Annotated in this window: 29 protein-coding genes and 3 pseudogenes; 12 read left to right on the forward strand and 20 right to left on the reverse strand. The window is 68.1% G+C overall.

Annotated features, from left to right (window positions below; all coding sequences use genetic code 11):
• Window positions 1-33 precede the first annotated feature (33 nt).
• From thiS to H165_RS0108700, 4 genes are all read left to right on the forward strand, one after another.
• The gene (gene thiS / locus H165_RS0108685) at window positions 34-234 is read left to right on the forward strand and encodes a sulfur carrier protein ThiS (protein WP_017938538.1); all 201 of its coding nucleotides are present in this window, start codon (window positions 34-36) and stop codon (window positions 232-234) included.
• Window positions 235-301: 67 nt separating this feature from the next.
• Window positions 302-1,096: a thiazole synthase gene (locus H165_RS0108690; protein ID WP_017938539.1), complete on the forward strand. Its 795-nt coding sequence runs from the start codon at window positions 302-304 to the stop codon at window positions 1,094-1,096.
• 64 nt (window positions 1,097-1,160) lie between these two features.
• Window positions 1,161-1,874, forward strand: a complete 714-nt coding sequence (gene trmB / locus H165_RS0108695) for a tRNA (guanosine(46)-N7)-methyltransferase TrmB (RefSeq protein ID WP_017938540.1) — start codon at window positions 1,161-1,163, stop codon at window positions 1,872-1,874.
• 198 nt (window positions 1,875-2,072) lie between these two features.
• Window positions 2,073-3,377 carry a DUF1329 domain-containing protein gene (locus tag H165_RS0108700; protein ID WP_420493619.1) on the forward strand — a complete coding sequence of 435 codons (1,305 nt, stop codon included), beginning with the start codon at window positions 2,073-2,075 and terminating at the stop codon, window positions 3,375-3,377.
• A gap of 7 nt (window positions 3,378-3,384) precedes the next feature.
• On the opposite strand, the gene H165_RS0108705 is transcribed toward H165_RS0108700, so the two are convergent.
• From H165_RS0108705 to H165_RS0108760, 12 genes are all read right to left on the reverse strand, one after another.
• A complete protein-coding gene (locus H165_RS0108705; RefSeq protein WP_017938542.1) occupies window positions 3,385-3,813 on the reverse strand; it encodes an N-acetyltransferase in 429 nt (142 codons plus the stop codon).
• 69 nt (window positions 3,814-3,882) lie between these two features.
• On the reverse strand, window positions 3,883-4,206 hold the full coding sequence (locus tag H165_RS0108710) for a DUF3392 domain-containing protein (RefSeq protein WP_017938543.1): 324 nt from the start codon (window positions 4,204-4,206) through the stop codon (window positions 3,883-3,885).
• Between the two features lie 105 nt (window positions 4,207-4,311).
• Complete coding sequence (gene hemW / locus H165_RS0108715; protein WP_081609339.1) at window positions 4,312-5,550, reverse strand: radical SAM family heme chaperone HemW; 1,239 nt, start codon at window positions 5,548-5,550, stop codon at window positions 4,312-4,314.
• Window positions 5,547-6,143 (reverse strand): RdgB/HAM1 family non-canonical purine NTP pyrophosphatase, encoded by a 597-nt coding sequence (gene rdgB, locus H165_RS0108720; protein ID WP_017938545.1) that lies wholly within the window; start codon window positions 6,141-6,143, stop codon window positions 5,547-5,549. The genes hemW and rdgB overlap by 4 nt, the downstream gene beginning before the upstream one ends.
• Entirely contained in the window at window positions 6,140-6,559 is a 420-nt protein-coding gene (locus H165_RS0108725) for a DUF4426 domain-containing protein (protein WP_017938546.1), read from the reverse strand. The genes rdgB and H165_RS0108725 overlap by 4 nt, the downstream gene beginning before the upstream one ends.
• A 19-nt stretch (window positions 6,560-6,578) precedes the next feature.
• Window positions 6,579-7,199 (reverse strand): methionine biosynthesis protein MetW, encoded by a 621-nt coding sequence (gene metW / locus H165_RS0108730; RefSeq protein WP_017938547.1) that lies wholly within the window; start codon window positions 7,197-7,199, stop codon window positions 6,579-6,581.
• Between the two features lie 4 nt (window positions 7,200-7,203).
• Window positions 7,204-8,343: a homoserine O-succinyltransferase MetX gene (gene metX, locus H165_RS0108735; RefSeq protein ID WP_017938548.1), complete on the reverse strand. Its 1,140-nt coding sequence runs from the start codon at window positions 8,341-8,343 to the stop codon at window positions 7,204-7,206.
• Between the two features lie 122 nt (window positions 8,344-8,465).
• Window positions 8,466-10,445, reverse strand: a complete 1,980-nt coding sequence (locus H165_RS0108740) for a dynamin-like GTPase family protein (protein ID WP_017938549.1) — start codon at window positions 10,443-10,445, stop codon at window positions 8,466-8,468.
• Between the two features lie 129 nt (window positions 10,446-10,574).
• Window positions 10,575-10,868 (reverse strand): DUF167 domain-containing protein, encoded by a 294-nt coding sequence (locus H165_RS0108745; RefSeq protein WP_017938550.1) that lies wholly within the window; start codon window positions 10,866-10,868, stop codon window positions 10,575-10,577.
• Between the two features lie 4 nt (window positions 10,869-10,872).
• The gene (locus tag H165_RS0108750; RefSeq protein WP_017938551.1) at window positions 10,873-11,466 is read right to left on the reverse strand and encodes a YggT family protein; all 594 of its coding nucleotides are present in this window, start codon (window positions 11,464-11,466) and stop codon (window positions 10,873-10,875) included.
• A 15-nt stretch (window positions 11,467-11,481) separates the two neighbouring features.
• Window positions 11,482-12,300: a pyrroline-5-carboxylate reductase gene (gene proC / locus H165_RS0108755; RefSeq protein ID WP_017938552.1), complete on the reverse strand. Its 819-nt coding sequence runs from the start codon at window positions 12,298-12,300 to the stop codon at window positions 11,482-11,484.
• A 10-nt stretch (window positions 12,301-12,310) separates the two neighbouring features.
• Window positions 12,311-13,018: a YggS family pyridoxal phosphate-dependent enzyme gene (locus H165_RS0108760; protein WP_026146482.1), complete on the reverse strand. Its 708-nt coding sequence runs from the start codon at window positions 13,016-13,018 to the stop codon at window positions 12,311-12,313.
• 63 nt (window positions 13,019-13,081) lie between these two features.
• Between H165_RS0108760 and pilT the strand changes: the two genes are divergently transcribed.
• Together pilT and H165_RS18485 are read left to right on the forward strand one after the other, a co-directional pair.
• Window positions 13,082-14,116: a type IV pilus twitching motility protein PilT gene (pilT, locus tag H165_RS0108765; RefSeq protein WP_017938554.1), complete on the forward strand. Its 1,035-nt coding sequence runs from the start codon at window positions 13,082-13,084 to the stop codon at window positions 14,114-14,116.
• A 33-nt stretch (window positions 14,117-14,149) separates the two neighbouring features.
• Window positions 14,150-15,295: pseudogene (locus tag H165_RS18485) on the forward strand (PilT/PilU family type 4a pilus ATPase).
• A 48-nt stretch (window positions 15,296-15,343) separates the two neighbouring features.
• On the opposite strand, the gene H165_RS0108775 reads toward H165_RS18485, so the two are convergent.
• Entirely contained in the window at window positions 15,344-15,898 is a 555-nt protein-coding gene (locus H165_RS0108775; RefSeq protein WP_017938557.1) for a C40 family peptidase, read from the reverse strand.
• Window positions 15,899-16,143: 245 nt separating this feature from the next.
• On the opposite strand from H165_RS0108775, the gene H165_RS0108780 reads away from it, so the two are divergent.
• The 3 genes and pseudogenes from H165_RS0108780 to H165_RS19960 form a co-directional block, all read left to right on the forward strand.
• A complete protein-coding gene (locus tag H165_RS0108780; RefSeq protein ID WP_017938558.1) occupies window positions 16,144-16,551 on the forward strand; it encodes an NINE protein in 408 nt (135 codons plus the stop codon).
• Window positions 16,552-16,655: 104 nt separating this feature from the next.
• A pseudogene (locus H165_RS19955) lies at window positions 16,656-16,760 on the forward strand (hypothetical protein); the annotation flags it as partial.
• Window positions 16,734-16,999 (forward strand): annotated as a pseudogene (locus H165_RS19960) (cystathionine beta-lyase); the annotation flags it as partial. The pseudogenes H165_RS19955 and H165_RS19960, both read left to right, overlap by 27 nt.
• A gap of 52 nt (window positions 17,000-17,051) precedes the next feature.
• Here the strand turns inward: H165_RS19960 and H165_RS0108785 are convergent.
• The 7 genes from H165_RS0108785 to gshB form a co-directional block, all read right to left on the reverse strand.
• On the reverse strand, window positions 17,052-18,326 hold the full coding sequence (locus H165_RS0108785; protein WP_017938559.1) for a dihydroorotase: 1,275 nt from the start codon (window positions 18,324-18,326) through the stop codon (window positions 17,052-17,054).
• Complete coding sequence (locus tag H165_RS0108790) at window positions 18,326-19,336, reverse strand: aspartate carbamoyltransferase catalytic subunit (protein WP_017938560.1); 1,011 nt, start codon at window positions 19,334-19,336, stop codon at window positions 18,326-18,328. Before H165_RS0108790 ends, H165_RS0108785 begins: the two co-directional genes overlap by 1 nt.
• 11 nt (window positions 19,337-19,347) lie before the next feature.
• Window positions 19,348-19,863 carry a bifunctional pyr operon transcriptional regulator/uracil phosphoribosyltransferase PyrR gene (pyrR, locus tag H165_RS0108795; protein ID WP_017938561.1) on the reverse strand — a complete coding sequence of 172 codons (516 nt, stop codon included), beginning with the start codon at window positions 19,861-19,863 and terminating at the stop codon, window positions 19,348-19,350.
• Window positions 19,864-19,919: 56 nt separating this feature from the next.
• The gene (ruvX, locus tag H165_RS0108800; protein ID WP_017938562.1) at window positions 19,920-20,354 is read right to left on the reverse strand and encodes a Holliday junction resolvase RuvX; all 435 of its coding nucleotides are present in this window, start codon (window positions 20,352-20,354) and stop codon (window positions 19,920-19,922) included.
• Window positions 20,354-20,923, reverse strand: a complete 570-nt coding sequence (locus H165_RS0108805) for a YqgE/AlgH family protein (protein ID WP_017938563.1) — start codon at window positions 20,921-20,923, stop codon at window positions 20,354-20,356. Before H165_RS0108805 ends, ruvX begins: the two co-directional genes overlap by 1 nt.
• A 64-nt stretch (window positions 20,924-20,987) precedes the next feature.
• Window positions 20,988-21,881 carry an energy transducer TonB gene (locus H165_RS0108810; RefSeq protein ID WP_026146483.1) on the reverse strand — a complete coding sequence of 298 codons (894 nt, stop codon included), beginning with the start codon at window positions 21,879-21,881 and terminating at the stop codon, window positions 20,988-20,990.
• A 90-nt stretch (window positions 21,882-21,971) separates the two neighbouring features.
• Window positions 21,972-22,946 (reverse strand): glutathione synthase, encoded by a 975-nt coding sequence (gshB, locus tag H165_RS0108815; RefSeq protein WP_026146484.1) that lies wholly within the window; start codon window positions 22,944-22,946, stop codon window positions 21,972-21,974.
• A gap of 247 nt (window positions 22,947-23,193) precedes the next feature.
• Here gshB and pilG point away from each other — a divergent pair, with 247 nt between their 5' ends.
• From pilG to H165_RS0108830, 3 genes are read left to right on the forward strand one after another with little or no spacing between them, the layout of a single operon-like run.
• Window positions 23,194-23,601: a twitching motility response regulator PilG gene (pilG, locus tag H165_RS0108820; protein WP_026146485.1), complete on the forward strand. Its 408-nt coding sequence runs from the start codon at window positions 23,194-23,196 to the stop codon at window positions 23,599-23,601.
• A 54-nt stretch (window positions 23,602-23,655) separates the two neighbouring features.
• Window positions 23,656-24,021: a twitching motility response regulator PilH gene (gene pilH / locus H165_RS0108825; protein ID WP_026146486.1), complete on the forward strand. Its 366-nt coding sequence runs from the start codon at window positions 23,656-23,658 to the stop codon at window positions 24,019-24,021.
• 50 nt (window positions 24,022-24,071) lie between these two features.
• Complete coding sequence (locus H165_RS0108830; RefSeq protein ID WP_017938568.1) at window positions 24,072-24,608, forward strand: chemotaxis protein CheW; 537 nt, start codon at window positions 24,072-24,074, stop codon at window positions 24,606-24,608.
• Window positions 24,609-24,669 lie beyond the last annotated feature (61 nt).

Genomic DNA, 24,669 nt, shown 5'->3' on the forward strand with positions numbered 1-24,669 from the left:
AATGCCGGCCCTTCCCTCCGGTGATCGCCAGCCATGCGTATTCAACTGAACGGTGAACCCTACGAGCTGCCCGAAGGCGACAGCCTGGCCGACCTGCTCGCGCGCCTGGACCTGACCGGCAAGCGCGTGGCGGTGGAGCTGAACCTGGACATCGTGCCGCGCAGCGAACATGCCCGCACCCTTCTGCGCGAGGGCGATCGGATCGAGATCGTCCACGCCATCGGCGGCGGCTGATGGGCGGGGTGCCTGCCCGCTCCGCACCACCTCCATCCGCTCTACCTGCCTAGCAAGAGGATTCCCGATGAGCCAAGTTCGCACCGACAAGCCCTTCACCCTGGCCGGCCGCACCTACCAGTCGCGCCTGCTGGTCGGCACCGGCAAGTACAAGGATCTCGACGAGACCCGCGCGGCCATCGAGGCCTCGGGGGCGGAGATCGTCACCGTCGCGGTGCGCCGCACCAACATCGGCCAGACCTCCGGCGAGCCGAACCTGCTGGACGTGATCTCCCCGGACCGATACACCATCCTGCCCAATACCGCCGGCTGCTACACCGCCGAGGACGCGGTGCGCACCTGCCGCCTGGCCCGCGAGCTGCTCGACGGCCACAAGCTGGTCAAGCTGGAGGTGCTGGCCGACCAGAAGACCCTGTTCCCCAACGTGGTCGAGACCCTTAAGGCCGCCGAAGTGCTGGTCAAGGAAGGCTTCGACGTGATGGTCTACACCAGCGACGACCCGGTGATCGCCCGCCGCCTGGCGGAGATCGGCTGCGTCGCGGTAATGCCGCTGGCCGGCCTGATCGGCACCGGCCTGGGTATCTGCAACCCCTACAACCTGCGCATCATCCTCGAGGAGGCCACGGTGCCGGTGCTGGTGGATGCCGGGGTGGGCACCGCCTCCGACGCCACCATCGCCATGGAGCTGGGCTGCGACGCGGTGCTGATGAACAGCGCCATCGCCCACGCCCAGGATCCGGTGCTGATGGCCCGGGCCATGAAGCACGCCATCGAGGCCGGGCGCCTCGCCTACCTGGCCGGGCGCATGCCGAAGAAGCTCTACGCCAGCGCCTCGTCGCCGCTGGAAGGCCTGATCCGCTGAGTTCCACATTCCCAGGCGGGGGTGGCGTGCGTCGCCCCCGCGCACCTTCCGCCCGAGTTGTCCCATGACCGAGACCCAGATCACTCCCGAACAGCAGCAACCCCGCCTGCGCACCATCAAGAGCTACGTGATGCGCGCCGGGCGCATCACCGAGGCCCAGCAGCGCGCCCTCGACGAGGGCTGGCCGCGCTTCGGGCTGGAGCTGGATGCCGGCCTGCAGGACTTCGACAGGGTGTTCGGCCGCCAGGCGCCGCGCACCCTGGAAATCGGCTTCGGCATGGGCCAGTCGCTGCTGGAGATGGCCGCGGCGGCGCCCGAGCAGGATTTCATCGGCGTCGAGGTGCACAAGCCGGGCGTCGGCGCGCTGATCAACGGCCTGCTCAAGCAGGGTCTCACCAACGTGCGCATCTACAGCTGCGACGCCATCGACGTTCTGCGCCAGTGCGTCCCCGACGCCAGCCTGGAGCGCGTCCTGCTGTTCTTCCCCGATCCCTGGCACAAGGCCCGTCACCACAAGCGGCGCATCGTTCAGCCGGCGTTCGCCGAACTGGTGCGCCAGAAGCTCCGCGTTGGCGGCGTGCTGCACATGGCCACCGACTGGGAGCCCTACGCCGAGCACATGCTCGAGGTGCTGAGTGCCGCCCCCGGCTACCGCAACCTGGCCGCCGACGGCCGCTACGTGCCGCGCCCGGCGGAGCGCCCGGTGACCAAGTTCGAGCGCCGCGGCGAGCGCCTCGGGCATGGCGTCTGGGACCTCAAGTTCCAACGCATCGACTGACCAACCGGTCGTCCGGAATCCTTCGCAATCCCTCCTCGCAGGCGAGACAGCGCCGGCACGCGGACCTAACATGCCCGCGCGCCGGATGCGCACGCCAACACAATCACAATGACCAACGAGGCTGGAGCGACGCCAGGGCGTCGCTGCGAAGGAGTATCCGTCTTGAAATCGCTCACCCTTCTGCTGCTGGCGCTGGCCATGCTGCCGGCGCATGCCAAGGTCGGCCCTGAACAGGCCGAGCGGCTCGGCCGCGATCTCACCCCGCTGGGCGCCGAGCGCGCCGGTAACGCCGCCGGCAGCATCCCGGCCTGGGAGGGCGGCCTGGACAGGCCGATCCCCGGCTACCGGCCGGGCATGCACCATCCCGACCCCTACGCCTCCGACCCCGTGCTCTACACGGTCGATCGCGACAACCTGGAACGCTACCGCGAGCTGCTGGCCCCCGGCCTGCAGCGCCTGCTCGAGCGCCAGCCGGACTACCGCCTGCGGGTGCTGCCGACCCGCCGCAGTGCGGCGGCGCCGCAGCGCATCTACGCGGCGACCCGCTACAACGCGGAGCATGCCGAGTTGATCGCCGGTGGCAACGGCGTGCAGGGCGCCGCGGCGGGGATTCCCTTCCCGCTGCCGCAGGACGGCCAGGAGGCAATCTGGAACCACGTGATGCGCTACCGCGGCGAGCAGATCCACATGCTCACCAACCAGGCCGCGGTGCTCGCCAACGGCAGCTACAACCTGCTCAAGCTGGACCGCCACATCTACTTCGTCTACGGTCGCGAGGGCATGACCCCGCAGGGTCTGGACAACACCCTGTTCTACTACAAGTACCGGGTGGTGGCGCCGGCCAGGGTGGCCGGCTCGGCGCTGGTGGTGCAGGAGACCCTCGACCAGGTGCTGGCGATCCGCAAGGCCTGGCGCTTCAACCGTGGCGAACGGCGGGTGCGCCGCCTGCCGATGCTCGCCTACGACAGCCCGCAGCCGGACACCAACGGCATGGCCTTCGCCGACCAGGTGGACACCTACAACGGCGCCCCGGACCGCTACCAGTGGCAGTTGCTCGGCAAGCGCGAGATGCTGGTGCCCTACAACAGCTACGCGGTGCACCGCCAGGGCCTGCCCTATGCGGAGATCCTCCAGCCCAGGCACGTCAATCCCGAACTGCTGCGCTACGAGCTGCACCGCGTCTGGGTGGTGGAGGCGCAGCTGCGCACCGGCTTCAGCCACCCCTACGCGAAGCGCCGCTTCTACCTCGACGAGGACAGCTGGCAGATCCTCCTCGTCGACCTCTACGACAGGCGCGGCGAGCTGGTCGGTCTGCAGGAGAGCCATCCGATCAGCTACTACGAGGTGCCCATGTTCGGTAGCACCCTGGAGACCATCTACGACTTCGTCGGCGGTCGCTACTTCGTCGATGGCCTGGACAACAACGAGCCGATGTACGACTTCCAGGTGGCCCTCAGCCCGCGCGACTTCACCCCGCAGGCGCTGCGCCGCGAGGGCAACTGAGCCGGCCTCAGCCGCGCGACCAGCGCATCGTCAGTTCGGGCTGGCCGGTGTGCGGGTCGCATGTCTCGTTGACCGTCACGAAGCCGCCGGCCCGGTAGAAGGCCAGCGCCCGGGCATTGGCGCGGTAGACGCTCAGTTCGAGGCTGGCGCGGCGGCGCTTGGCCGCATCCAGCAGCAGGCGGCCCAGGCCGCGAGCCTGCGCCTTCGGGCTGACGAACAGCGCGGCCAGGCGCTGCCCATGCAGCGACGCGAAACCGACCACGCGCCCGTTTTCCTCCAGCACCAGGGTCTCGGCCTGGGGCAGATAGTGTTCGCGCATGGCGGGCAATCGTTCGCGCCAGAAGCTCGCCGGCACGAAGTCGTGGGCCTGGATGGAGGCCTTCAGCCATATGTCCAGTACGGCGTCGCCGTCCGTGGGCAGGTAGGGACGAATCATGGTGCAGTCCTGGGCGCGGAGCTGGTCCTGGCGAGGCGCCGCCGCGGCCGGATCGGGCAGCGGCGCGCGCTAGTTGCGATCGGCGATCACTCCGATCAGGAAGAACACCAGCAGCAGCACCGGGGCCAGCGCGTAGTTGTTGAAGTAGTTGAGGCCCTTGGCCAGCCAGGGGGTGAGGAAGATGATCGCCAGCCCGTAGCCCACCGCGCAGAGGATCACGAACAGCAGGGTGCGGAACACGAAGTTCAGCCCGCCGATGCGCTGCTGCACCCAGGCGTTGATGCCCGGCCCGAACAGCACCAGCAGGGTGGCCATGATGGCCAGGGAGATGTCGTGGAGATGGCCGCGCGTCCAGCGGGACAGGGTGGCGATCAGGTCGAGTATCAGGTCCATGCGGTTCCTTGGCGCTAGTCGAAAGGGGCGAGTTTAAGGCCTCGGGACGCCCCTGCCGAGTCGCCGGGTGGCGCGAATGTGGTCGGCTCGACGAAACGCCCGGCCTCAGGCGAGGAACAGCTGCAGCAGATCGTTGAGGAACAGCTGACCGCGCGGGGTGGCCACCAGACGCTCCGGGTCGCTGTCCAGCAGGCCGCGGCGCTCGGCTTCGTGGCGTGCGGCGGCGAGCTGGCCGAGTGGCAGGCCGGTGCGCTCGGGGAACAGCGTGGCGGGTACCCCCTCGGTGAGGCGCAGGGCGTTCATCAGGAACTCGAAGGGCAGCTCGTCCGCCTCGAGCAGCCGCTCGCCGGCCTGGAAACGCTTGCCGGGGGCCAGGTAGTCCTTCGGCAGGCGGGTCTTCCAGGTGCGCCGGATGCGTCCGTCCGGAGCGCTCAGCTTGGCATGGGCGCCGGCGCCGATGCCGAGGAAGTCGCCGAAGGTCCAGTAGTTGAGGTTGTGCCGGGCGCGCCGGCCGGCGCGGGCGTAGGCGGAGATCTCGTACTGGGCGTAGCCCTGCTCGGCGAGCAGCGCCTGGCCGGCCTCCTGGATGTCCCAGAGCACGTCGTCCTCGGGCAGGGCCGGCGGCTGGTTCCAGAACACCGTGTTCGGCTCCAGGGTCAGCTGGTACCAGGAAAGATGGGTCGGGGTCTGGGCGATGGCGGTGCGCAGGTCGGCCAGGGCGTCTTCCACGCTTTGCCCGGGCAGGCCGTGCATGAGGTCGAGATTGAAGTTGTCGAAGCCGGCGGCCCGCGCCATGTCCGCCGCGCGGATTGCCTCGGCGCCGTCGTGGATGCGCCCGAGGGCCTTGAGCTGGGCCTCCTGGAAGCTCTGGATGCCGATCGACAAGCGGTTGATGCCGAGCTGTCGATAGTCGCGGAACTTGGCCTGCTCGAAGGTCCCGGGGTTGGCCTCCAGGGTGATCTCGATGTCCGCGGCGAAGGGTACGCGCCTTTCCACGCCCTCCAGCAGGCGGCCTAGGGCGCGGGCGGAGAACAGGCTGGGGGTGCCGCCGCCGAAGAAGATGGAGATCAGCTCACGACCGTGGACCTGCGCGAGATCCGCTTCCAAGTCGGCGAGCAGGGCGTCCACGTAGGCCTCTTCCGGCAGCTCGGCGCCGGCGGCGTGGGAGTTGAAGTCGCAGTACGGGCACTTGCGCACGCACCAGGGGATGTGGACGTAGAGGGCCAGGGGGGGCAGTTGGAAGGCCGTTTCCCTCTCCCCAACCCCTCGCCCGGCGGGCGAGGCGCTCGCCGCGTGCCCCCCACCCCCTGGGAGAGGGGGCGGGGCTGAGGGCCTGCGGCTCACGCCAGTCCCAAGCGCTGGCGCAGCTGCGCCATGGCGCGGGCGCGGTGGCTCAGGCGGTTTTTCTCGGCCGGCGGTAGTTCGGCGCTGGAGCAGTTGGCCTCCGGCACCCAGAACAGCGGGTCGTAGCCGAAGCCGTGCTCGCCCCGCGGGGCATGCAGGATGCGACCGTGCCAGAGGCCCTCGCAGAGGATCGGCAGAGGGTCCTCGGCGTGTCGCAGCAGGGCCAGGGCGCAGACGAACTGGGCGCCGCGCTCGGCGTCCGGGACGTCCTTGAGCGCCTCCAGCAGCTTGGCGTTGTTGGCGGCGTCGCCCCGGCCATCGGCGTAGCGCGCCGAATAGATGCCCGGGGCGCCGCCCAGGGCGTCCACCGCCAGGCCGGAGTCGTCGGCCAGCGCCGGCAGGCCGGAGACCCGCGCGGCATGGCGGGCCTTGAGGATGGCGTTCTCGATGAAGCTCAGTCCGGTCTCCTCCGGCTCGTGGCTGCTGAACTCGGCCACCGAGCGGACGCGCACGGCGTCGCCGAGCATGGCCTGGAGTTCCTTGAGCTTTCCGGGGTTGTGGCTGGCGAGGACGAGTTCGGGAAAGGGCATCATGGGTCGGGGAAGACTTCCTGGGTGAATTCGAAACTGTTCACGCTGCCTTCGCCTGCCTGCACCTGGATGGCGAAGCGCAGCACCTCCTGCTGGTCAATGGGGAACTGCGCCAGGTAGTAGATGGCGCCCCCTTCGTTGACCTCGCGGAAATCCAGGGGGCGGCTCTTGCCGATCAGGTCGGTGACCTGTCCGCTGACCTTGGCATGGCTCGCCTGGCCGGCCTTGAGCACGGCGACGTTGAGGATGCCCCGGGTCTTGCTGCGGGGCAGGCCCACGGCGTTGGCGATTTCCGGTTGCAGGAAACTGGAGTTGAAGGCGCTGTAGTGCACGTCCAGCTCGCCGAAGCTGATCTTGCGCTCGGCCAGCGCCGGCAGGGCCAGGCACAGGGCGCAGAGGAACGTCAGAAGGCGGCGCATGGTGTATCTCCTTGGCAGGTCAGACGGCGATGCGGTGATCCTGGACGCCAGGTCCGCTGACGCGGTAGATCCCGATCTCTCCCAACAGATTAGGCCAAAGGCGGCTGGCCAGACCGTCGCGGTGCTGCTGGTCGACGGCCAGGCGGTCGAGCACCCGGACCTGACGCTCGCGGCACAGCGCCTCGAAGTCCTTGAAGGTGCAGAAGTGGATGTTCGGGGTGTTGTACCAAGTGTAGGGCAGGAACTCCGACACCGGCATGCGCCCCTTGGTGGCCAGGTACCAGCGGCAGCGCCAGTGGCCGAAGTTGGGGAAGGTGATGATGCAGGTGCGACCGACCCGGAGCATCTCGTCGAGCACCAGGTGCGGGTAGTGCAGGGCCTGCAGCGACTGGGTCATGACCACCACGTCGAAGCTGTTGCTGGCGAAGTTGCCGAGCCCCTCGTCGAGGTTCTGCTCGATGACGTTGACGCCGCGCTCCACGCACTGGGCGATCTTCTCGGGGTCGATCTCCAGGCCGTAGCCGCTGACCCGCTTGTGGTCGCGCAGCCAGGCGAGGAACTCGCCGTTGCCGCAGCCCAGGTCGAGCACCCGGCTGCCGTCGGGAATCCATTCCTGGATGATCTCCAGATCCGCTCGCATGTGGTTACACCTCGATCCGGTTCATGTAGCTGCGAAACGCCTGCAGGTAGCGCGGGATCGGCATCAGGAAGGCGTCGTGGCCCTGCGGCGCGTCGATTTCCAGGTAGCTGACGTTCTTCCGCGCGGCGATCAGCGCGTCGACGATCTCCCGCGAGCGCGCCGGGGAGAAGCGCCAGTCGGTGGTGAAGGACATCACGCAGAAGTCGGCCTGGGCCACCGCCAGGGTCTTGGCCAGGTCGCCGCCGTGGGCCGCCGCCGGGTCGAAGTAGTCGAGCGCCTTGGTCATCAGCAGGTAGGTGTTGGCGTCGAAGCGTCCGGAGAACTCCTCGCCCTGGTAGCGCAGGTAGCTCTCCACCTGGAATTCCACGCTGTGGAAGTCGTAGTTGAGCTTGTCGGTCTTCAGCTCGCGGCCGAATTTCTGGCCCATGGCGTCGTCCGACAGGTAGGTGATGTGGCCGACCATGCGCGCCAGCATCAGGCCGCGCTTGGGAATCACCCCGTGCTCGTGGAAGTGCCCGCCGTGGAAGTCCGAGTCGGTGAGGATCGCCTGGCGGGCCACCTCGTTGAAGGCGATGTTCTGCGCCGACAGCTTGGGCGCCGAGGCGATCGCCAGGCAGTGGCGCAGGCGTTCCGGGTAGGAAATGCTCCACTGCAGGGCCTGCATGCCGCCCAGGCTGCCGCCGACCACCGCCGCCCACTGGCGGATGCCGAGCAGGTCGGCGAGGCGCGCCTGGCTGTGCACCCAGTCCTCCACGGTCATTACCGGGAAGTCGGAACCGTAGGGTACCCCGGTGGCCGGGTTGAGGCTCGACGGCCCGGTGGAACCGTTGCAGCCGCCCAGGTTGTTGAGGCTGACCACGAAGAACTTGCGGGTGTCGATCGGCTTGCCGGGACCGATGCAGCTGTCCCACCAGCCGGGCTTGCGGTCCTCGGGGCTGTGGTAGCCGGCGGCGTGGTGGTGGCCGGACAGTGCGTGGCAGATCAGCACCGCGTTGCTGCGCGCGGCGTTCAGCTCGCCATAGGTTTCGTAGACCAGCTGGTAGTCGCCCAGGCTGCGGCCGCAGGCCAGCGCCAGGGGTTCACTGAAATGAGCGACCTGGGGTGTGACCAGGCCAACGGAATCTTCGGGAAAGACGGCGGGCATCACCCTGCTCTCGGATGGGGAATCGGGGAAAGGACGCCAGTCTAAAGAGCGTCACCCCGGGCGGCAAGCGAGCCGGACCGGGCGAGGGCAGGGGGAAGGCGGGCGCGGCAGAGCGGGGGGAATCACTCCGCGCCCTGCTGGCGGTTGGCGGTGGGCAGGGTGACCACCTTGCCCTGGCGGTGGATCGGCGCCGGGCGGCGCAGCGCGCGGAGGATCTCGCCGGCCTGCTGCAGCTGCTGCTCCAGCTCCTGGGCGTAGCGCTGCAGGCGCTCGCCGCGCAGGCGCGCCTGCTGGGTGTCCTGCGCCAGGGCCTTGAGGCGCAGCATGTGGCTTTCCAGGAGCTGCTTGTGTTCCAGGGTGTGCTGCATCAGCGGCATCAGTGCATCGTGCGCCCACTGCGCGGCCTCCTGGCGCAGGCGCTGGTGCAGGGCCACCACCTCCTGGACCAGGGTGGCGAAGAAGCGTCGGGTCAGCACGCGCTGCTCGGTGAGCAGGGTCTTCAGGTGCAGGCGGAACTGGTCCCCCTTCTCGCGCAGCTGGCGCAGCTCGCGCTGGTAGGGAGCGAGGTTGAACAGCGGTGCGTCTATGCCGTGCAGCGGGTTCTCCTCGTTGTGGCGCTGGTAGATGGCGGCGACCATCCGGTTGGCGGTCTCGGCCTCCAGGCCGAGGTGGTGCATGTCCTGCTCTACCGCGCTGAAGAAGCTGAGGATCGCCTGGTGGATGCCGAAGGTGGTCCAGCTGCCGCTGAGGTTGCTGCGCAGGCGTTCCAGGTGCTCCTCCAGGCGCTGGCTGCGCACCGCCGAGCAGAGCAGCTCGCCCTGGCGCTGTAGGAGGCGCTGGTTGGTCTTCAGGTTGAGCAGGCGCTTGTGGTGTTCGCTGTGGTCGTGCTTGGTCTTGGCGGTCAGCTCGAAGAGCAGCTGGCCGTTGTCCTGTTGCTGGTTGGCCAGTTGGCCCTGCTGTTCGCGGACCTTCTCCAGGCGCAGGTTGAGCACGTGCTGGCTGTTCTGCAGCAGGGCCAGCACCTGGTTGACCACCTGGCGCTCGAGGAGGCGCTCCTTCTGCGCCACGATGCGCTCGCAGAGCAACTCCTCCAGGGCCTCCAGCTGGCTGCGCTGGAGCAGCGGGCGGTCGTTGCGCACCTTGGCGAGCAGCGCCTGCTTGGCCGACAGCGGCAGCACGTCGGCACTGGCGATGCCCAACTGGCGGGCGGTGGCGTCGCGCACCTGGGCGATGGCGTTCTGCACGAAGCTCTCGCCGGCCAGGTCGTCCCAGAGCACGTCGATCTTGTTGAGCACGGCGAACAGGCTGGTCTGGCGGTCCTCGGCGAGCTGGCGGATGTGGTTCTGCCAGATGTGCATGTCGCTGGCGGTGACCCCGGCGTCCGCGGCGAGCAGGAAGATGATCGCCTGACTGCTGGGCAGCATCGACAGGGTCAGCTCCGGCTCGCTGCCCAGGGCGTTTAGGCCGGGGGTGTCGAGGATGCGCAGGCCCTGGCGCAGCAGCGGGTGGTCGAAGTGGATCAGCGCGTGGCGCCAGGCTGGCACCTGCACCAGGCCGGGCTTGCCGGCGGACTCCAGCATGTCCGGGTGGAAGCCGAGCTGGATCGCCTGCTCCACCGGCATCGGCTTGGTCTTCGCCACTTGGGTGAAGGCCTCGATCATGTTGGCCGGGTCGTCCGGGTCCAGGGGGATGTTCACCCAGCGCCCGGGGACGCGCTTGAACTGGGCGATGCTCGCCTCGGCGAGGCGCGTCTCGATGGGCAGCAGGCGGATGTAGGGGCGTTCCGAGCGCGGGTCGAAGAACAGCTCGGTGGGGCACATGGTGGTGCGCCCTGCGTGCGAGGGCAGCATGCGCTGGCCGTAGGACGAGAAGAACAGGCTGTTGATCAGCTCGGTCTTGCCGCGGGAAAACTCGCCGACGAAGGCCAGGGTGATGTGGTCGCTGCGCAGCAGGCGCAGGGCGGCGTCCAGGCGCGCCTCGATGGATTCGCCGGTCAGCCGGTTCTGCACCAGCCAGCTGCGGTAGCGGGTGATCTGGCGCATCAGCTCGCGCTTCCAGGCCACGTAGGCTTCGACCTGCTGACTGAGACGCTCCATGCTCATCCGGGCTCTCTCCTTCTGTGCGACAGCGCATCCTGCGCGCATGCGGGTACGGGCGACGTATCGGCGCATTATGGGACAGCGGCGCGGAGCGTCAAATGGCCGCGTCGCCCGGAGGCCCGTACGGCCGGATCAGCGGGGCGAGGCGATGCCCAGTTCCGCCGGCAGGTGCTTCGGCGCCTGGATGCGCACCCGCTTCTGGCGGTTCAGTTCGCCGCTTTCCAGGCGCACCTGGCTCTTCGCCACGCCGAAGGCCTCGGCGAGGAACTTCAGCAGGTGGGCATTGGCCTTGCCCTCCACCGGCGGGGCGGTGAGGCGGATCTTCAGGCGCTCGCCGTGCAGCCCGGCGAACTCGTCGCGGCTCGCCTTGGGCTGCAGGTGGCAGTCGAGGAGCAGATCCTCGCCGTCCCAGCGGTAGAAGCTCATCGCCTTACAGGAAAGGCAGCAGCATCGGCGGCAGCCCGGTGGCCGCAGCCAGGTTGCCGATCACGAAGCGGTCCACCAGGTTGATGGCGATGAATGCGAAGATCGGCGAAATGTCCAGGCCGCCGAGGTTCGGCAGCAGGCGGCGAAAGGGCGCCAGGAGCGGCTCGCAGATCTGGTTGACCAGCTGCGCGGCCGGGTTGTAGCTGCCCGGGGCCACCCAGGAGAGGATCACGCTGATGATCAGGGCGAAGAAGAACACCTTGAGGAACAGCGAGGTGACGCCGATCACCGACCAGACCAAGAGTTGCAGCAGGTAGCCCACCGGGTTGAAGCCGGCCAGCAGCAGGGTGGCCACCATCAGCAACAGCTGCACCAGCACGGCCAGCACCAGGGAGGCGAAATCCAGCCCGGCGAAGCCAGGGATCAGCCGGCGCAGCGGCTTGAGCAGCGGCTGGGTGGCGCGCACCACGAACTGGCTGAGCGGGTTGTAGAAGTCGGCCCGCACCAGTTGCAGGATGAAGCGCAGCAGGACGATGAGCAGGTAGAAGCTGCCCAGCGCCTGGATGATGTAGTTGAGGGCCTCGGCGAATCCGGACATGGGAACTCCTTTCCTTTATTGACCCAGCTGCTCGGCCAGCTCCGCCGAGCGCTTGGCGGCGGCGTCCAGGGCCTGTTCGACCAGCGCCTCGAAACCACCGGCCTGGAAGGTCTTGATGGCCGCCTCGGTGGTGCCGGCCGGGGAGGTCACCCGGCGGCGCAGCTCGGCGGCGTCGACGTCGCTGGACACCGCCATGCGCGCGGCGCCGAGGGCGGTCTGCAGGGTCAGGCGGGCGGCGGTGTCGCGGGGCAGGCCGAGCCTCTCGCCGGCAGCGGTCATCGCCTCGATGAGCAGAAAGAAGTACGCCGGGCCGCTGCCGGAGACGGCGGTGACCGCGTCGATCAGCCTTTCCTCTTCCAGCCACAGGGCCAGGCCCACGGCGGACAGCAACTGCTCGGCCTGGGCCTTCTGCGCGGCGCTCACCCGGGCGTTGGCGTACAGGCCGCTGACCCCTTCGCGCAGCAGCGCCGGGGTGTTGGGCATGCAGCGCACCAGCGGGCGCGGGCCCAGCCAGTTTTCCAGGCTGGCGCAGGTGATGCCGGCGGCGATGGAGACGATCAGCTGGCCATCGGACAGGCTCGGCGCCAGGGCCTGGCAGACTCCCTTCATGACCTGCGGCTTGACTGCCAGAACCACCACCTCGGCGCCCTGCACGGCCTCGGCATTGTTCTCGAAGACCTGGATGCCGTGCTCGGCGGCCACCCTGGCGCGCTGCTCGGCGCCAGGATCGCTGGCGCGGATGGCGTCGGCCGGTAGGCCCTGGGCGCGCAGGCCGCCGATCAGGCTGGAGGCCATGTTGCCGGCGCCGATGAAGGCGATTCGCGGTTGTGTCATGTGACTTTCCTTATGCAGTGGGCGCCGCCGGGTAGTCGCGGGCGCCGAACAGGGCGGTGCCGATCCGCACCCAGGTGGCGCCTTCGGCGATGGCGGCCTCCAGGTCGTGGCTCATGCCCATGGAGAGGGTGTCGAGGGCGAGCTGTCGGCTGGCGTTCAGTGCTTCGGCCAGGCTGCGCAGGCGGGCGAAGGTCGCGCGCTGTTGCTCTGGATCGTCGCAGGGTTCGGGAATGGCCATCAGGCCGCGCAGCTTGAGGCGCGGCAGGGCAGCGACGGCCGCGGCCAGTTCGCCGGCCTCCTCCGGGGCGCAGCCGGACTTGCTGGCCTCGCCGCTGATGTTGACCTGCAGGCAGACGTTCAATGGCGGCAGCCGTTCCGGGCGCAGTTCGGAGAGGCGCCGGGCGACCTTCAGGCGGTCCACCGAATGGACCCAGGCGAAGTGCTCGGCGATCGCCTTGCACTTGTTGGACTGGATGGGCCCGATGAAATGCCACACCAGCGGCAGGTCGGCGAGTTCCGCCTGCTTGGCCAGGGCCTCCTGCAGGTAGTTCTCGCCGAAGTCGCACACCCCGGCGGCGTAGGCCTCGCGGATGGCCGACGCCGGCTTGGTCTTGCTCACCGCCAGCAGACCGACGGTCGAAACCGGGCGTTGCGCGGCTTGCGCCGCCTCACGGATACGATCACGGACCTTTGCAATATTCTCTACTATCGTGGACATTAGCTGCGCCAGCCGCTCGGAGACAGCGGCATTCTACCTGCTTGCTCGTATTTGGGGAGTTCCATGGACATCACTGAGCTGCTTGCCTTCAGTGCCAAGCAAGGCGCTTCCGACTTGCACCTCTCGGCCGGTCTGCCGCCGATGATCCGCATCGACGGCGACGTGCGGCGCATCAACCTGCCGCCGCTGGACCACAAGCAGGTGCACGCGCTGATCTACGACATCATGAACGACAAGCAGCGCAAGGATTACGAGGAATTCCTCGAAACCGACTTCTCCTTCGAGGTGCCGGGCGTGGCGCGCTTCCGTGTCAACGCCTTCAACCAGAACCGCGGCGCCGGCGCGGTGTTCCGTACCATTCCCTCCAAGGTGCTGACCATGGAGGAGCTGGGCATGGGCGAGGTGTTCCGCAAGATCGCCGACGTGCCGCGCGGCCTGGTGCTGGTCACCGGCCCCACCGGTTCGGGCAAGTCGACCACCCTGGCGGCCATGCTCGACTACCTGAACAACACCAAGTACCACCACATCCTCACCATCGAGGACCCCATCGAGTTCGTCCACGAGTCGAAGAAGTGCCTGGTCAACCAGCGTGAGGTGCACCGCGACACCCACGGCTTCTCCGAGGCCCTGCGCTCGGCGCTGCGTGAGGACCCGGACATCATCCTGGTCGGCGAGATGCGCGACCTGGAGACCATCCGCCTGGCGCTCACCGCCGCGGAAACCGGTCACCTGGTGTTCGGCACCCTGCACACCACCAGCGCGGCCAAGACCATCGACCGCGTGGTGGACGTGTTCCCCGCCGAGGAAAAGTCCATGGTCCGCTCCATGCTCTCCGAGTCGCTGCAGGCGGTGATTTCCCAGACCCTGCTGAAGAAGATCGGCGGCGGTCGGGTGGCGGCCCACGAGATCATGATCGGCACGCCGGCGATCCGTAACCTGATCCGCGAGGACAAGGTGGCGCAGATGTATTCGGCGATCCAGACCGGCGGCTCGCTGGGCATGCAGACCCTCGACATGTGTCTGAAGAACCTGGTGGCCAAGGGTCTGGTGGCCCGCGACGTGGCCCGCGAGAAGGCCAAGAACCCGGAATCCTTCTAAGGGCACCCGCCTGGACAATCGAGAGACGACAGCATGGACTTCGAGAAGCTCCTCCGCCTGATGGTGGAGAAAGGCGGTTCCGACCTGTTCATCACCGCCGGCGTGCCGCCGTCGATGAAGATCAACGGCAAGATCATGCCGATCACCAAGACCCCGATGTCGCCGGAGCAGACCCGCGAGACGGTGTTCGGGGTGATGAACGAGCAGCAGCGCCAGGACTTCGCCAAGTACCACGAGTGCAACTTCGCGATCAGCGCCCGTGGCATCGGCCGCTTCCGCGTCAGCGCCTTCTACCAGCGTAACCTGGTGGGCATGGTGCTGCGCCGCATCGAGACCAACATCCCGACCATCGAAGAGCTCAAGCTGCCGGAGATCATCAAGAAGCTGGCGATGACCAAGCGTGGCCTGGTGCTGTTCGTCGGCGCGACTGGTACCGGCAAATCCACCTCGCTGGCGGCGATGATCGGCTACCGCAACAAGCACAGCAGTGGCCACATCATCTCCATCGAGGACCCGATCGAGTACATCCACCAGCACTAGAACTGCATCGTCACCCAGCGCGAGGTGGGCCTGGACACCGAGTCCTTCGAGGTGGCGCTGAAGAACACCCTGCGCCAGGCGCCGGACGTGATCCTCATCGGCGAGATCCGTACCCGCGAGACCATGGACTACGCGGTGGCCTTCGCCGAGACCGGCCACCTGTGTCTGGCCACCCTGCACGCCAACAACGCCAACCAGGCGCTGGATCGCATCATCAACTTCTTCCCGCCGGACCGGCACAACCAGGTGTGGATGGACCTGTCGCTGAACCTCAAGGCCATCGTCGCCCAGCAGCTGGTGCCGACGCCGGACGGCAAGGGCCGTCGCGCAGTGGTCGAGGTGCTGATCAACACCCCGCTGGCCGCCGACCTGATCCGCAAGGGTGAGGTGCACGAGCTGAAGGGCCTGATGAAGCGCTCCACCGAGCATGGCATGCAGACCTTCGACCAGGCCCTGTACAACCTCTACATCCAGGGCGAGATCACTTACGAGGACGCGCTGCTCTACGCCGACTCGGCCAACGACCTGCGCCTGATGATCAAGCTGGGCTCGGAGACCGACGGCGATCACCTGAAGAGCATGGCCGAAGGCCTCAGCCTGGAGGTCAGCGACGACGATCCCGGTCGCCGCTTCCGCTGAAGGAAACGGCGCCCGGGGGCGCCGTTTTCGTTCGCAGGCGGCGTAGCCTCAGCGCCGCGCCAGGTGCTCCGGCAGCACTCGCTTGGCCAGCGCGTAATGGCGCTTCCAGTAGGGCTTCTCCAGGCTGTCGATGGTCACCCGCTTGCCGCGGCGTGGCGCATGGATGAAGCGGTCGTTGCCCAGGTAGATGGCGACGTGGTTGATGCGCCGGCTGTGGATGTTGAAGAACAGCAGGTCGCCTGGCTGCAGCTCACTGCGGCGGATGCGCTTGCCGCCGGCGCGGGCCATGGCGCTGGAGGTGCGCGGCAGCTCGACCATGTCGAGATCGCGGAAGGCGTAGCGCACCAGGCCGCTGCAGTCGAAGCCGCGCGGTGTGGTGCCACCCCAGCGGTAGGGAGTGCCGAGCACGTTCACCGCACGGCTGAGCACCTGGCTGCTGTACACCGCGGAAGGTGCGCGCAGCCCCGGGGCGCGGCTGGACGCCGCGGACTTGGCGGTGAAGCCGGTGGCGCCGGCCGGCAGCGGCTGGTAGCGGTTGCTCGCCTGCGCGGCGAGGGGCAGCGAAAGGCAGATGGCCAGCCATGTCAGGCAGATGAGTCGCATCTCGGCAGGGCTCGTCGGTCAGAAAGCGTGCAACTTTATAACAATTTCTCTGGTTGTTTTTTGACCATCTGTCGGTTTCTTGGCCGTCCTTGTGACTTTCCCGCCGCAAGGCAGCAGGTGCTCGGCCGGGTTGATCCGGCTCCGTCGCGCCCTTGCCGGGCGGGCTGACGACGCGCATCATGCCCCGGTCGGTGGTGTCTGCACCGCCCCCGGCAATCCTTCATCCCCTTGCCAAGGAGGCGCGCATGGACATGCGTCAGGACACCCACAGCAAGACCATCGGCTATCTGCTGTGGATATTCGGGTTCCTCGGTTCGCATCGCTTCTACTACGGCAAGCCGGTGACCGGCACCCTCTGGTTCTTCACCCTCGGCCTGCTGTTCATCGGCTGGATCGTCGACCTGTTCCTGATCCCGGCCATGGACCGCGAGGCGGATCTGCGCTTCACCGCCGGGCCCACCGACTACAACGTCGCCTGGATCCTGCTGACCTTCCTCGGCGTCTTCGGCGTGCACCGCATGTACCAGGGCAAGTGGCTCTCCGGGATCCTTTACCTGCTCACCGGCGGCTTCTTCTTCCTCGGCGTGCTCTACGACTTCTGGACCCTCAACGAGCAGGTCTCGGCGCTCAACGCCAGGGCCCGGCAGGGCTGAGCGTCCGGCCAGACGGGCGGGGTGGCGAGCGGTGGACCTAGCCTAGGGGCAGTGGTTCCGTTCGCAGCCCCGTGCCTGTGGACCTCCCGCCGGGAGGTGGCCCCATGCCCACTGACGTTCGCCCTGCCGTCCTCGAACCGATCGGCAACACCCCGCCGGTGCGGGTCACCCGCTTCGATACCGGGCCCTTCGACGCCTTCCTCACCCTGCGCGGGGTGAAGACCCTGTGCGCATGCAGAGCGGCACTGCGAGAACGCCCTGGAGCTGACCCGCTGGCCGGCGCCCGGCGCTTCCTGGAGGCGGTGGAGCGGTTCGCCCTGGCCGAGAGCCTGGGCGGGGTGGAGAGCCTGATCGAGCACCCGGCGCCGGCCTGGTGTGTCTGTCGGCGGGGATTGAAGCGGTGGAGGCCCTGCGTGGCGACCTGGCTCAGGCACTGGCATGGATCTGAAGCCCGGCGGCGTGGCGGGCGAGGCAGTCCCCGCCCGCCGGCTGCCGTGGCGTCAGGCGGCTTGGTAGACGATGTGCCCGTCCACCAGGGTGTAGCGCACCGCGCCGGGCAGGCAGTGACCGATGAAGGGGCTGTTGGCGCCCTTGGAGAACCAGGTTTCGCCGGCCAGGGTGGTGGCCTGCGGGTCGAACAGCAGCAGGTCGGCCGGGACTCCAGGGGTCAGGCGGCCAGCGGGCAGGCGCAGGGCTTCGGCCGGACCTTGGGTGAGGCGGGCGAGCAGGGTCGGCAGGTCGAGCAGACCGTCCTGAACCAGGGTCATGGCCAGCGGCAGGAGCAGCTCGACGCCGCTGATGCCCGGCTCGGTGGCGCCGAACGGGGCGTCCTTGGCATCCGCCTCGTGGGGCTGGTGGTGGCTGGCGATGGCGCCGATCACCCCGGCCTTGACTGCCTGGCGCAGGCCCTCGCGGTCGGCGGCGCTGCGCAGCGGCGGCTGCACGTGGTAGAGGCTGGAGAAGCCCTCCAGGGCCTCGTCGGTGAGGATCAACTGGTACATGGCCACGTCGGCGGTCACCGGAAGGCCGCGGGCCTGGGCTGCGGCGATCATCTCCGCACCGCGGGCGCTGGTCAGCTGGCTGAAGTGGGCGCGCACCCCGGTCTGCTCCACCAGCAGCAGGTCGCGGGCCAGGGCCACGGTCTCGGCGCTTTCCGGAATCCCGGCCAGGCCGAGCAGGCTGGCGGTAGGGCCCTCGTGGGCCAGGCCGCCTTCGGCCAGGTCGCGGTCCTGGGGATGGAACACCACGGTGAGGTCGAAGGTGGCCGCGTATTCCAGGGCGCGGCGCAGCACCCGGTTGTTGTGGAAGCCGCCCAGGCCGTTGCCGAAGGCCACGCAGCCGGCGTCGCGCAGGGCCACCAGCTCGGCCAGTTGCTCGCCGGCCAGGCCCTTGCTCAGCGCGCCGATGGGGAACACCTTGGCGTGGCCGGCCTCGCGGGCACGGTCGAGGATCAGCTCGGCCACCGCCGGGGTGTCCAGCACTGGGCGGGTCTGCGGCGGGCAGCACAGGCTGGTGACGCCGCCGGCGACCGCTGCCAGGGTCTCGCTGGCGATGTTGCCCTTGCGGCTGTAGCCCGGCTCGCGCAGGGCCACCGAGAGGTCCACCAGGCCGGGGGCGGCGACCAGGCCCTGGGCATCGATCTGCCGCTCGGCGACGAAGCCGGCGGGGGGCGTGCCGATGGCGGCGATCTTGGCATCCTGCAGGTAGAGGTCGGTGACCTGGTCGAGACCGCTGGCCGGGTCGATGACCCGGGCGCCGAGGATGTGGGTACGCATCAGTTCAGCTCCTCGGATTCCTGATTCGGTTGACGGCGGGCGGCCTGGCCGCTCATCGCCATGGACAGCACCGCCATGCGCACGGCGATGCCGTAGGTGACCTGGTTGAGGATCACCGACTGCGGGCCGTCGGCCACCGCCGACTCGATTTCCACGCCGCGGTTGATCGGCCCCGGGTGCATCACCAGGGCATCCGGCTTGGCCAGCTGGAGGCGCTGCTCGGTGAGGCCGTAGAGGCGGAAGAACTCGCCCTCGCTGGGCAGCAGACCACCCTGCATGCGCTCGCGCTGCAAGCGCAGCATGATCACCACGTCGACATCCCGGAGGCCTTCATTGATGTCGGTGAAGACCCGCACGCCGTACTGCTCGACGCCCACTGGCAGCAGGGTCTTGGGCGCGATCACGCGGATGTCCCGGCAGCCCAGGGTGCGCAGCGCCAGCATGTCGGAGCGGGCCACCCGGGAGTGCAGGATGTCGCCGACGATGGCCACCGAGAGTTGCTCGAAGCCGCCCTTGTGGCGGCGGATGGTGAGCATGTCCAGCATGCCTTGGGTGGGGTGCGCGTGGCGCCCGTCACCGCCGTTGATCACCGCCACGTTGGGGCACACGTGTTCGGCGATGAAATGCGCGGCGCCGGAGTCGGCGTGGCGCACCACGAACATGTCGGCGGCCATCGCCTCGAGGTTGCGCAGGGTGTCGGTGAGGGTCTCGCCCTTGCTGGTCGAGGAGGTGGAGACGTTGAGGGTGATCACGTCGGCGGACAGCCGCTTGGCGGCCAGTTCGAAGGTGGTGCGGGTGCGCGTGGAGTTCTCGAAGAACACGTTGCAGACGGTCTTGCCGCGCAGCAGCGGGACCTTCTTCACGGCCCGGGCGCCGACCTCGAGGAAGGAGTCGGCGGTGTCGAGCAGCTCGGTGAGCAGTTCGCGGGGCAGGCCGTCGAGACTGAGGAAATGGCAAAGCTGGCCCTGTTCGTTGAGTTGCAGCGGGCGCTTGGCGGCGTTCGGCGTCATCGCGGGGATTCTCAATTGGCGGCGGAGGCGAGGGTCTGGCGCTCAAGGCGCAGTGGCGCGGGGCCGAGCAATTTTACCCGCTCGTCGGGGGCCAGTGACAGGGTGGCGCCGACCACGTCGGGGCGGATCGGCAGCTCGCGGGCATCCAGATCGAGCAGGCAGACCAGGGTCACGCTGGCCGGCCGGCCGTAGTCGAACAGCTCGTTGAGGGCGGCGCGTACGGTGCGTCCGCTCATCAGCACGTCGTCGATCAGCACCAGGTGCTGGTCCTCCACCTCGAAGGGCAGGGCGGAGGGGCGGACCTGCGGGTGCAGGCCGGTGCGAGTGAAGTCGTCACGGTAGAAGGACACGTCGAGCAGGCCCAGCTCGTCGTCGCGGCCGAGGGCCTCGAGCAGCGCCCGGGCGACCCACACGCCGCCGGTGTGGATGCCGATGAAGCGCGGCTGGTCGATGTGGTGGCGGGCGAGATGGGCTTGCAGGTCGGCAGCCATCCGCGGCAGCAGGTCGGCAGGATTGGGCAGGTTCATGGACACTCCTTGGGCACAGGGCTCGGATCTGGGGCGAGGCTGGCCATGGTCATGGGTCAGGATTGCAGGTGGCGTTCCAGCCAGCCCTGCAGCAACAGGGCGGCGGCCAGGGCATCGACCGGGCGTTCGCGGTAGCCGCCGCGCTGCCCCTGGGCGAGTCGCTGACCCTTGGCCTCGAAGGTGGTCAGGCGCTCGTCGTGGGTGTGTACCGGCAGGTTGAAGCGGCCATGCAGGCGCCGGGCGAACTTCTCCGCGCGGGCGCTCATCTCGCTGGGCGTGCCGTCCATGTTCAGCGGCAGGCCGACCACCAGAGCATCTGGCTGCCACTCGCGGATCAGCGCCTCGACCCGCTGCCAGTCAGGCACCCCGTTCTGCGCCTTGAGCACGCATAGTTCGCGGGCCTGGCCGGTGACCACCTGGCCGACCGCGACGCCGATCTGCTTGCTGCCGTAGTCGAAGCCCAGCAGCAGGCGTAGCGGACGCTCGCCCATCAGGCGTGTCCGGCCTGCGAGGTGAGCAGGCCGAGGTTGATGCCGAGGCGTGCGGCGGCGGCAGTCAGGCGCTGCTCCACAGGAACCTCGAAGAGGATCCGCGGATCCGCCGGGCAGGTCAGCCAGGCGTTGTCTACCAGCTCGGCCTCCAACTGCCCGGCTTCCCAGCCGGCGTAGCCGAGGGCGATCAGGAGGTGCTCCGGACCGCGGCCGTCGGCGATGGCGAAGAGCACGTCCTGGGAGGTGGACAGGGCCAGCTCGCCGAGGTCCAGGGTGGCCTGGTACTGCAGGCCGGGGCTGTGCAGGACGAAGCCACGATCGGTCTGCACCGGGCCGCCGGCGAAGATCGGCAGGGCGCGGCAGGCCGCCGGCGGTTCGTCGTCGGGGCGCAGCTGCTCGAGCACGTCGGCCAGGGTCAGGCCGTTCGGGCGATTGATCACCAGCCCCATGGCACCCTGTTCGTTGTGCTCGATGATGTAGGTGACGGTCTGTGCGAAGTTCGGATCGGCCATGTGCGGCATGGCGATCAGGAAATGGTGCTTGAGGTAGCTGGGGGCTGCGTTCTTCATGGCGCTAGTTTGGGGGCACGGGGGGCCGGCGACAAGCTCCGGGTAAGGGCGCGTCCGGCCGGTGCTAGTTGCTGGATAGCCGGTCGCCGCGCTCGAAGCGCCAGGTGCGGATGATCTCCAGGCGGTCGATGTCCGACAGGTCGCCGGTGAAGGGGGCGAAGGGCGCTGCGAGGTGGACGATGCGCCGCGCCGCCTCGTCGAGCACCGGCTGGCCGGAGGACTCCAGCACCTGCACTTCGTAGAGGCTGCCGTCGCGGTTGATCGACACCAGCATGCGCAGGCTGCCGTAGATGCGCTGGCGGCGCGCCTCGTCCGGGTAGTTGAGGTTGCCGATGCGCTCCACCTTCTTGCGCCACTCGTCCTTGTACCAGGCGCCCTTGTCGCGCATGGTCGAGGCGGCGTTCAGGCGGTGGATGCGCGGCCGCTTGGCATAGGCCTGGCGCTCCTGGGCCAGCTCCGCCTCGAGGCTGGAGATCTGCGCGGAGAGCTCGGCGCTGTCGAAGTGCGGGGTGGCCTGCGGGCGCGGCTCCGGGGTCATCTGCTCGCGCTTGACCGAGGTCTTCTGCGGCTGCGGCTGGCGGGTCGCCACGGCGGCCTGCGGGGTCTCCCGGGGGGCGCTCTGCCTGGGGGTGGCCGGCGGGGTCACCTTGCGGATCTCGCTGTCCTGAAACGGCGCCTGCTCGGTGGTCTTGGGTGCCGCCTTGTGTTCCAGGGTGCCGCTGCCCTGCTGGTTGGCCTGGGCGAGGAAGTCGGCGTCCTTGGGCTGCTCCTGGCTGGCGAAGGTGGCCAGGGTGATCTCCAGGCTTCTGCTGATCTCCGGCATCTCCGGCAGCGAGAAGCTGACGCCGAGGATCAACGCCAGGTGCAGCAGCGTGGCGACGAACAGGGCAAAGCCCAGCCGGTCCGCCGGGCGCACGGGCACGGCGGAAAGGCTGGGCATGTCGACGGCTGCATTCATCTCGGGATGGCTGGCTCGCTTCGGATAGCCGCGCAGTCTGCGATGCAATGCGGCAGGCTGCAAGCCGGAAGCGCCAAGCTGCAACCTGCGTCAAACTTGCGCGATGCGCCCGGACTCCTGCAGCTTGCGGGCGATCACTTCCATCAGCCGTTCGCCGATGCGGGTGTCGTAGGCGGCGTCGATTTCGCGGATGCAGGTCGGGCTGGTCACGTTGATCTCGGTGAGGTAGTCGCCGATCACGTCCAGGCCGACGAACAGCAGGCCCTTCTCGCGCAGAGTCGGGCCGACCTGGGCAGCGATCCAGCGGTCGCGCTCGCTGAGCGGCCGCGCCTCGCCACGGCCGCCGGCGGCCAGGTTGCCGCGGCTCTCGCCCTCCGCGGGGATGCGCGCCAGGCAGTAGGGCACCGGCTCGCCGTCGATCATCAGGATGCGCTTGTCGCCGTCCTTGATCGCCGGCAGGTAGGCCTGGGCCATGATCTGCTGAGTGCCGTGGGCGGTCAGGGTTTCGAGGATCACCGACAGGTTGGGATCGTTCTCGCGGTGCCGGAAGATCGACGAGCCGCCCATGCCGTCCAGGGGTTTGAGAATGATGTCACGCTGCTGTTTGGCAAACTCGCGCAGAATGTCGGGCCTGCGGCTGACCAGGGTTGGCGGCATGCAGTGCGGAAAGCGGGTGGCGAACAGCTTCTCGTTGCAGTCGCGCAGGCTCTGCGGGCGGTTGACCACCAGCACGCCGGCCTGTTCGGCCTGTTCCAGCAGGTAGGTGGAATAGATGAATTCCAGGTCGAACGGCGGATCCTTGCGCATCAGGATCACGTCTAGCTCGGTCAGGGCGATGTCGCGTTCCTCGCCCAGCTCGAACCAGCGCTGCGGGTCGGCGAACACCTCGAGCGGGCGGACTCGCGCGCGGGCTTCGCCACCGGGCGCCTGGTACAGGTCTTGCTGTTCCATGTAGAACAGCGGCCAGTTGCGCGACTGGGCGGCGAGCAGCATGGCCAGGGAACTGTCCTTCTTGTAGGAGATGCGCGCGATGGGGTCCATGACTATGCCAAGGCGAACGCTCATGGGGTGAATCCTCCACTACGGAAATAGACGGCGGCGCAGGTCGGCCGGGCGGGCAGGAAAGGGCGCCAGAGTGGCGCCGACTCTGCTCTGGGTCAAGGACAATGAGGGCTCCGGTGGCTTATAGATTGCGTCTGGAGACTGTGTTAAAAAGGCCCGACGATTGGGTTGCAGCTCGTCGGTGACAGGGCCTGAAGCGCACTGGTATAACTCGAAAATCAAGATTCACCGAGGCGATGGTAGGGCAGACATGGAACAGCATTCCGATGGTTTGAGGGTGATGGTGATCGACGACTCCAAGACGATTCGTCGCACCGCGGAAACGCTTCTCAAGAAAGTGGGCTGTGACGTCATCACGGCGGTTGACGGCTTCGATGCCCTGGCCAAGATCGCCGACACCCATCCCAGCATCATCTTCGTCGACATCATGATGCCGCGACTCGACGGCTATCAGACCTGCGCGCTGATCAAGAACAACAGCGCCTTCAAGTCCACGCCGGTGATCATGCTGTCCTCCAAGGACGGCCTGTTCGACAAGGCCAAGGGGCGCATCGTCGGCTCGGACCAATACCTCACCAAGCCTTTCAGCAAGGAAGAACTGCTCGGAGCGATCAAGGCCCACGTGCCGGATTTCGCCCCGGTTGAGCACGCTTCCTGATGGGCGGTCGGCCGTGCCCGGCCGCCGATACTTTTTTGTCGTATGGGGATGACCATGGCTCGAATTCTGATCGTTGATGATTCGCCGACCGAGATGTACAAGCTGACCGAGATGCTCGAGAAGCACGGTCATCAGGTACTCAAGGCCGAGAACGGCGCCGACGGCGTGGCCCTGGCGAGGCAGGAGAAGCCCGACGTGGTGCTGATGGACATCGTCATGCCCGGGCTGAACGGCTTCCAGGCCACCCGGCAGCTGACCAAGGACACCGAGACCGGCCACATCCCGGTGATCATCGTCACCACCAAGGACCAGGAAACCGACAAGGTCTGGGGCAAGCGCCAGGGGGCGCGCGACTACCTGACCAAGCCGGTGGACGAGGCCACGCTACTGAAGACCCTGAACGCGGTGCTGGCCGGCTGAATGCCGGTCGCAACGCCACACTCCTCCTCTAGGCAGTAGCGGGATCCGGCATGACGGATGTACAGAGCCCCTTTCAGCTCCTCGTCGAGATCGAGCAGCGCTGTCGCCAGCTGGCGGCCGGTTTGCCCTCGCAGCAGGAGGTGGTGCAGACCTGGAGCGGCATCGGTTTCCGGATGGGGGAGCGCCTGTTCGTGGCGCCCATGGGGGAAGTCGGCGAAGTGCTGCACGAGCCACGCTACACCCAGCTGCCCGGTGTGAAGAGCTGGGTCAAGGGGGTCGCCAACGTGCGCGGCCGGCTGTTGCCGGTGATGGACCTGTGCGGCTTCTTCGGCCACGAGCTGTCTCCCCTGCGCAAGCAGCGGCGGGTGCTGGTGGTCGAGCACCAGGACGTATTCGCCGGGCTGACGGTGGACGAGGTGTTCGGCATGCAGCACTTCCTGGTGGACAGCTTCTCCGAGCAGTTGCCGCCCTTGGAGGCCGCGATCGCGCCGTTCATCTACGGCGTCTTCCAGCGCGAGAAGCCCTGGCTGGCGTTCAGTCCGCATGCGCTGGCGAAGTACCCGGGCTTTCTGGACGTGGCGGTTTAGCCGCGGATTTTTTGGTGGGGCCGGCACGTTACCGGCCTTTTGGCATTAGATGGGACTGAAT

The sequence above is a fragment of the Pseudomonas thermotolerans DSM 14292 genome (assembly GCF_000364625.1).
Lineage (GTDB): Bacteria > Pseudomonadota > Gammaproteobacteria > Pseudomonadales > Pseudomonadaceae > Aquipseudomonas > Aquipseudomonas thermotolerans.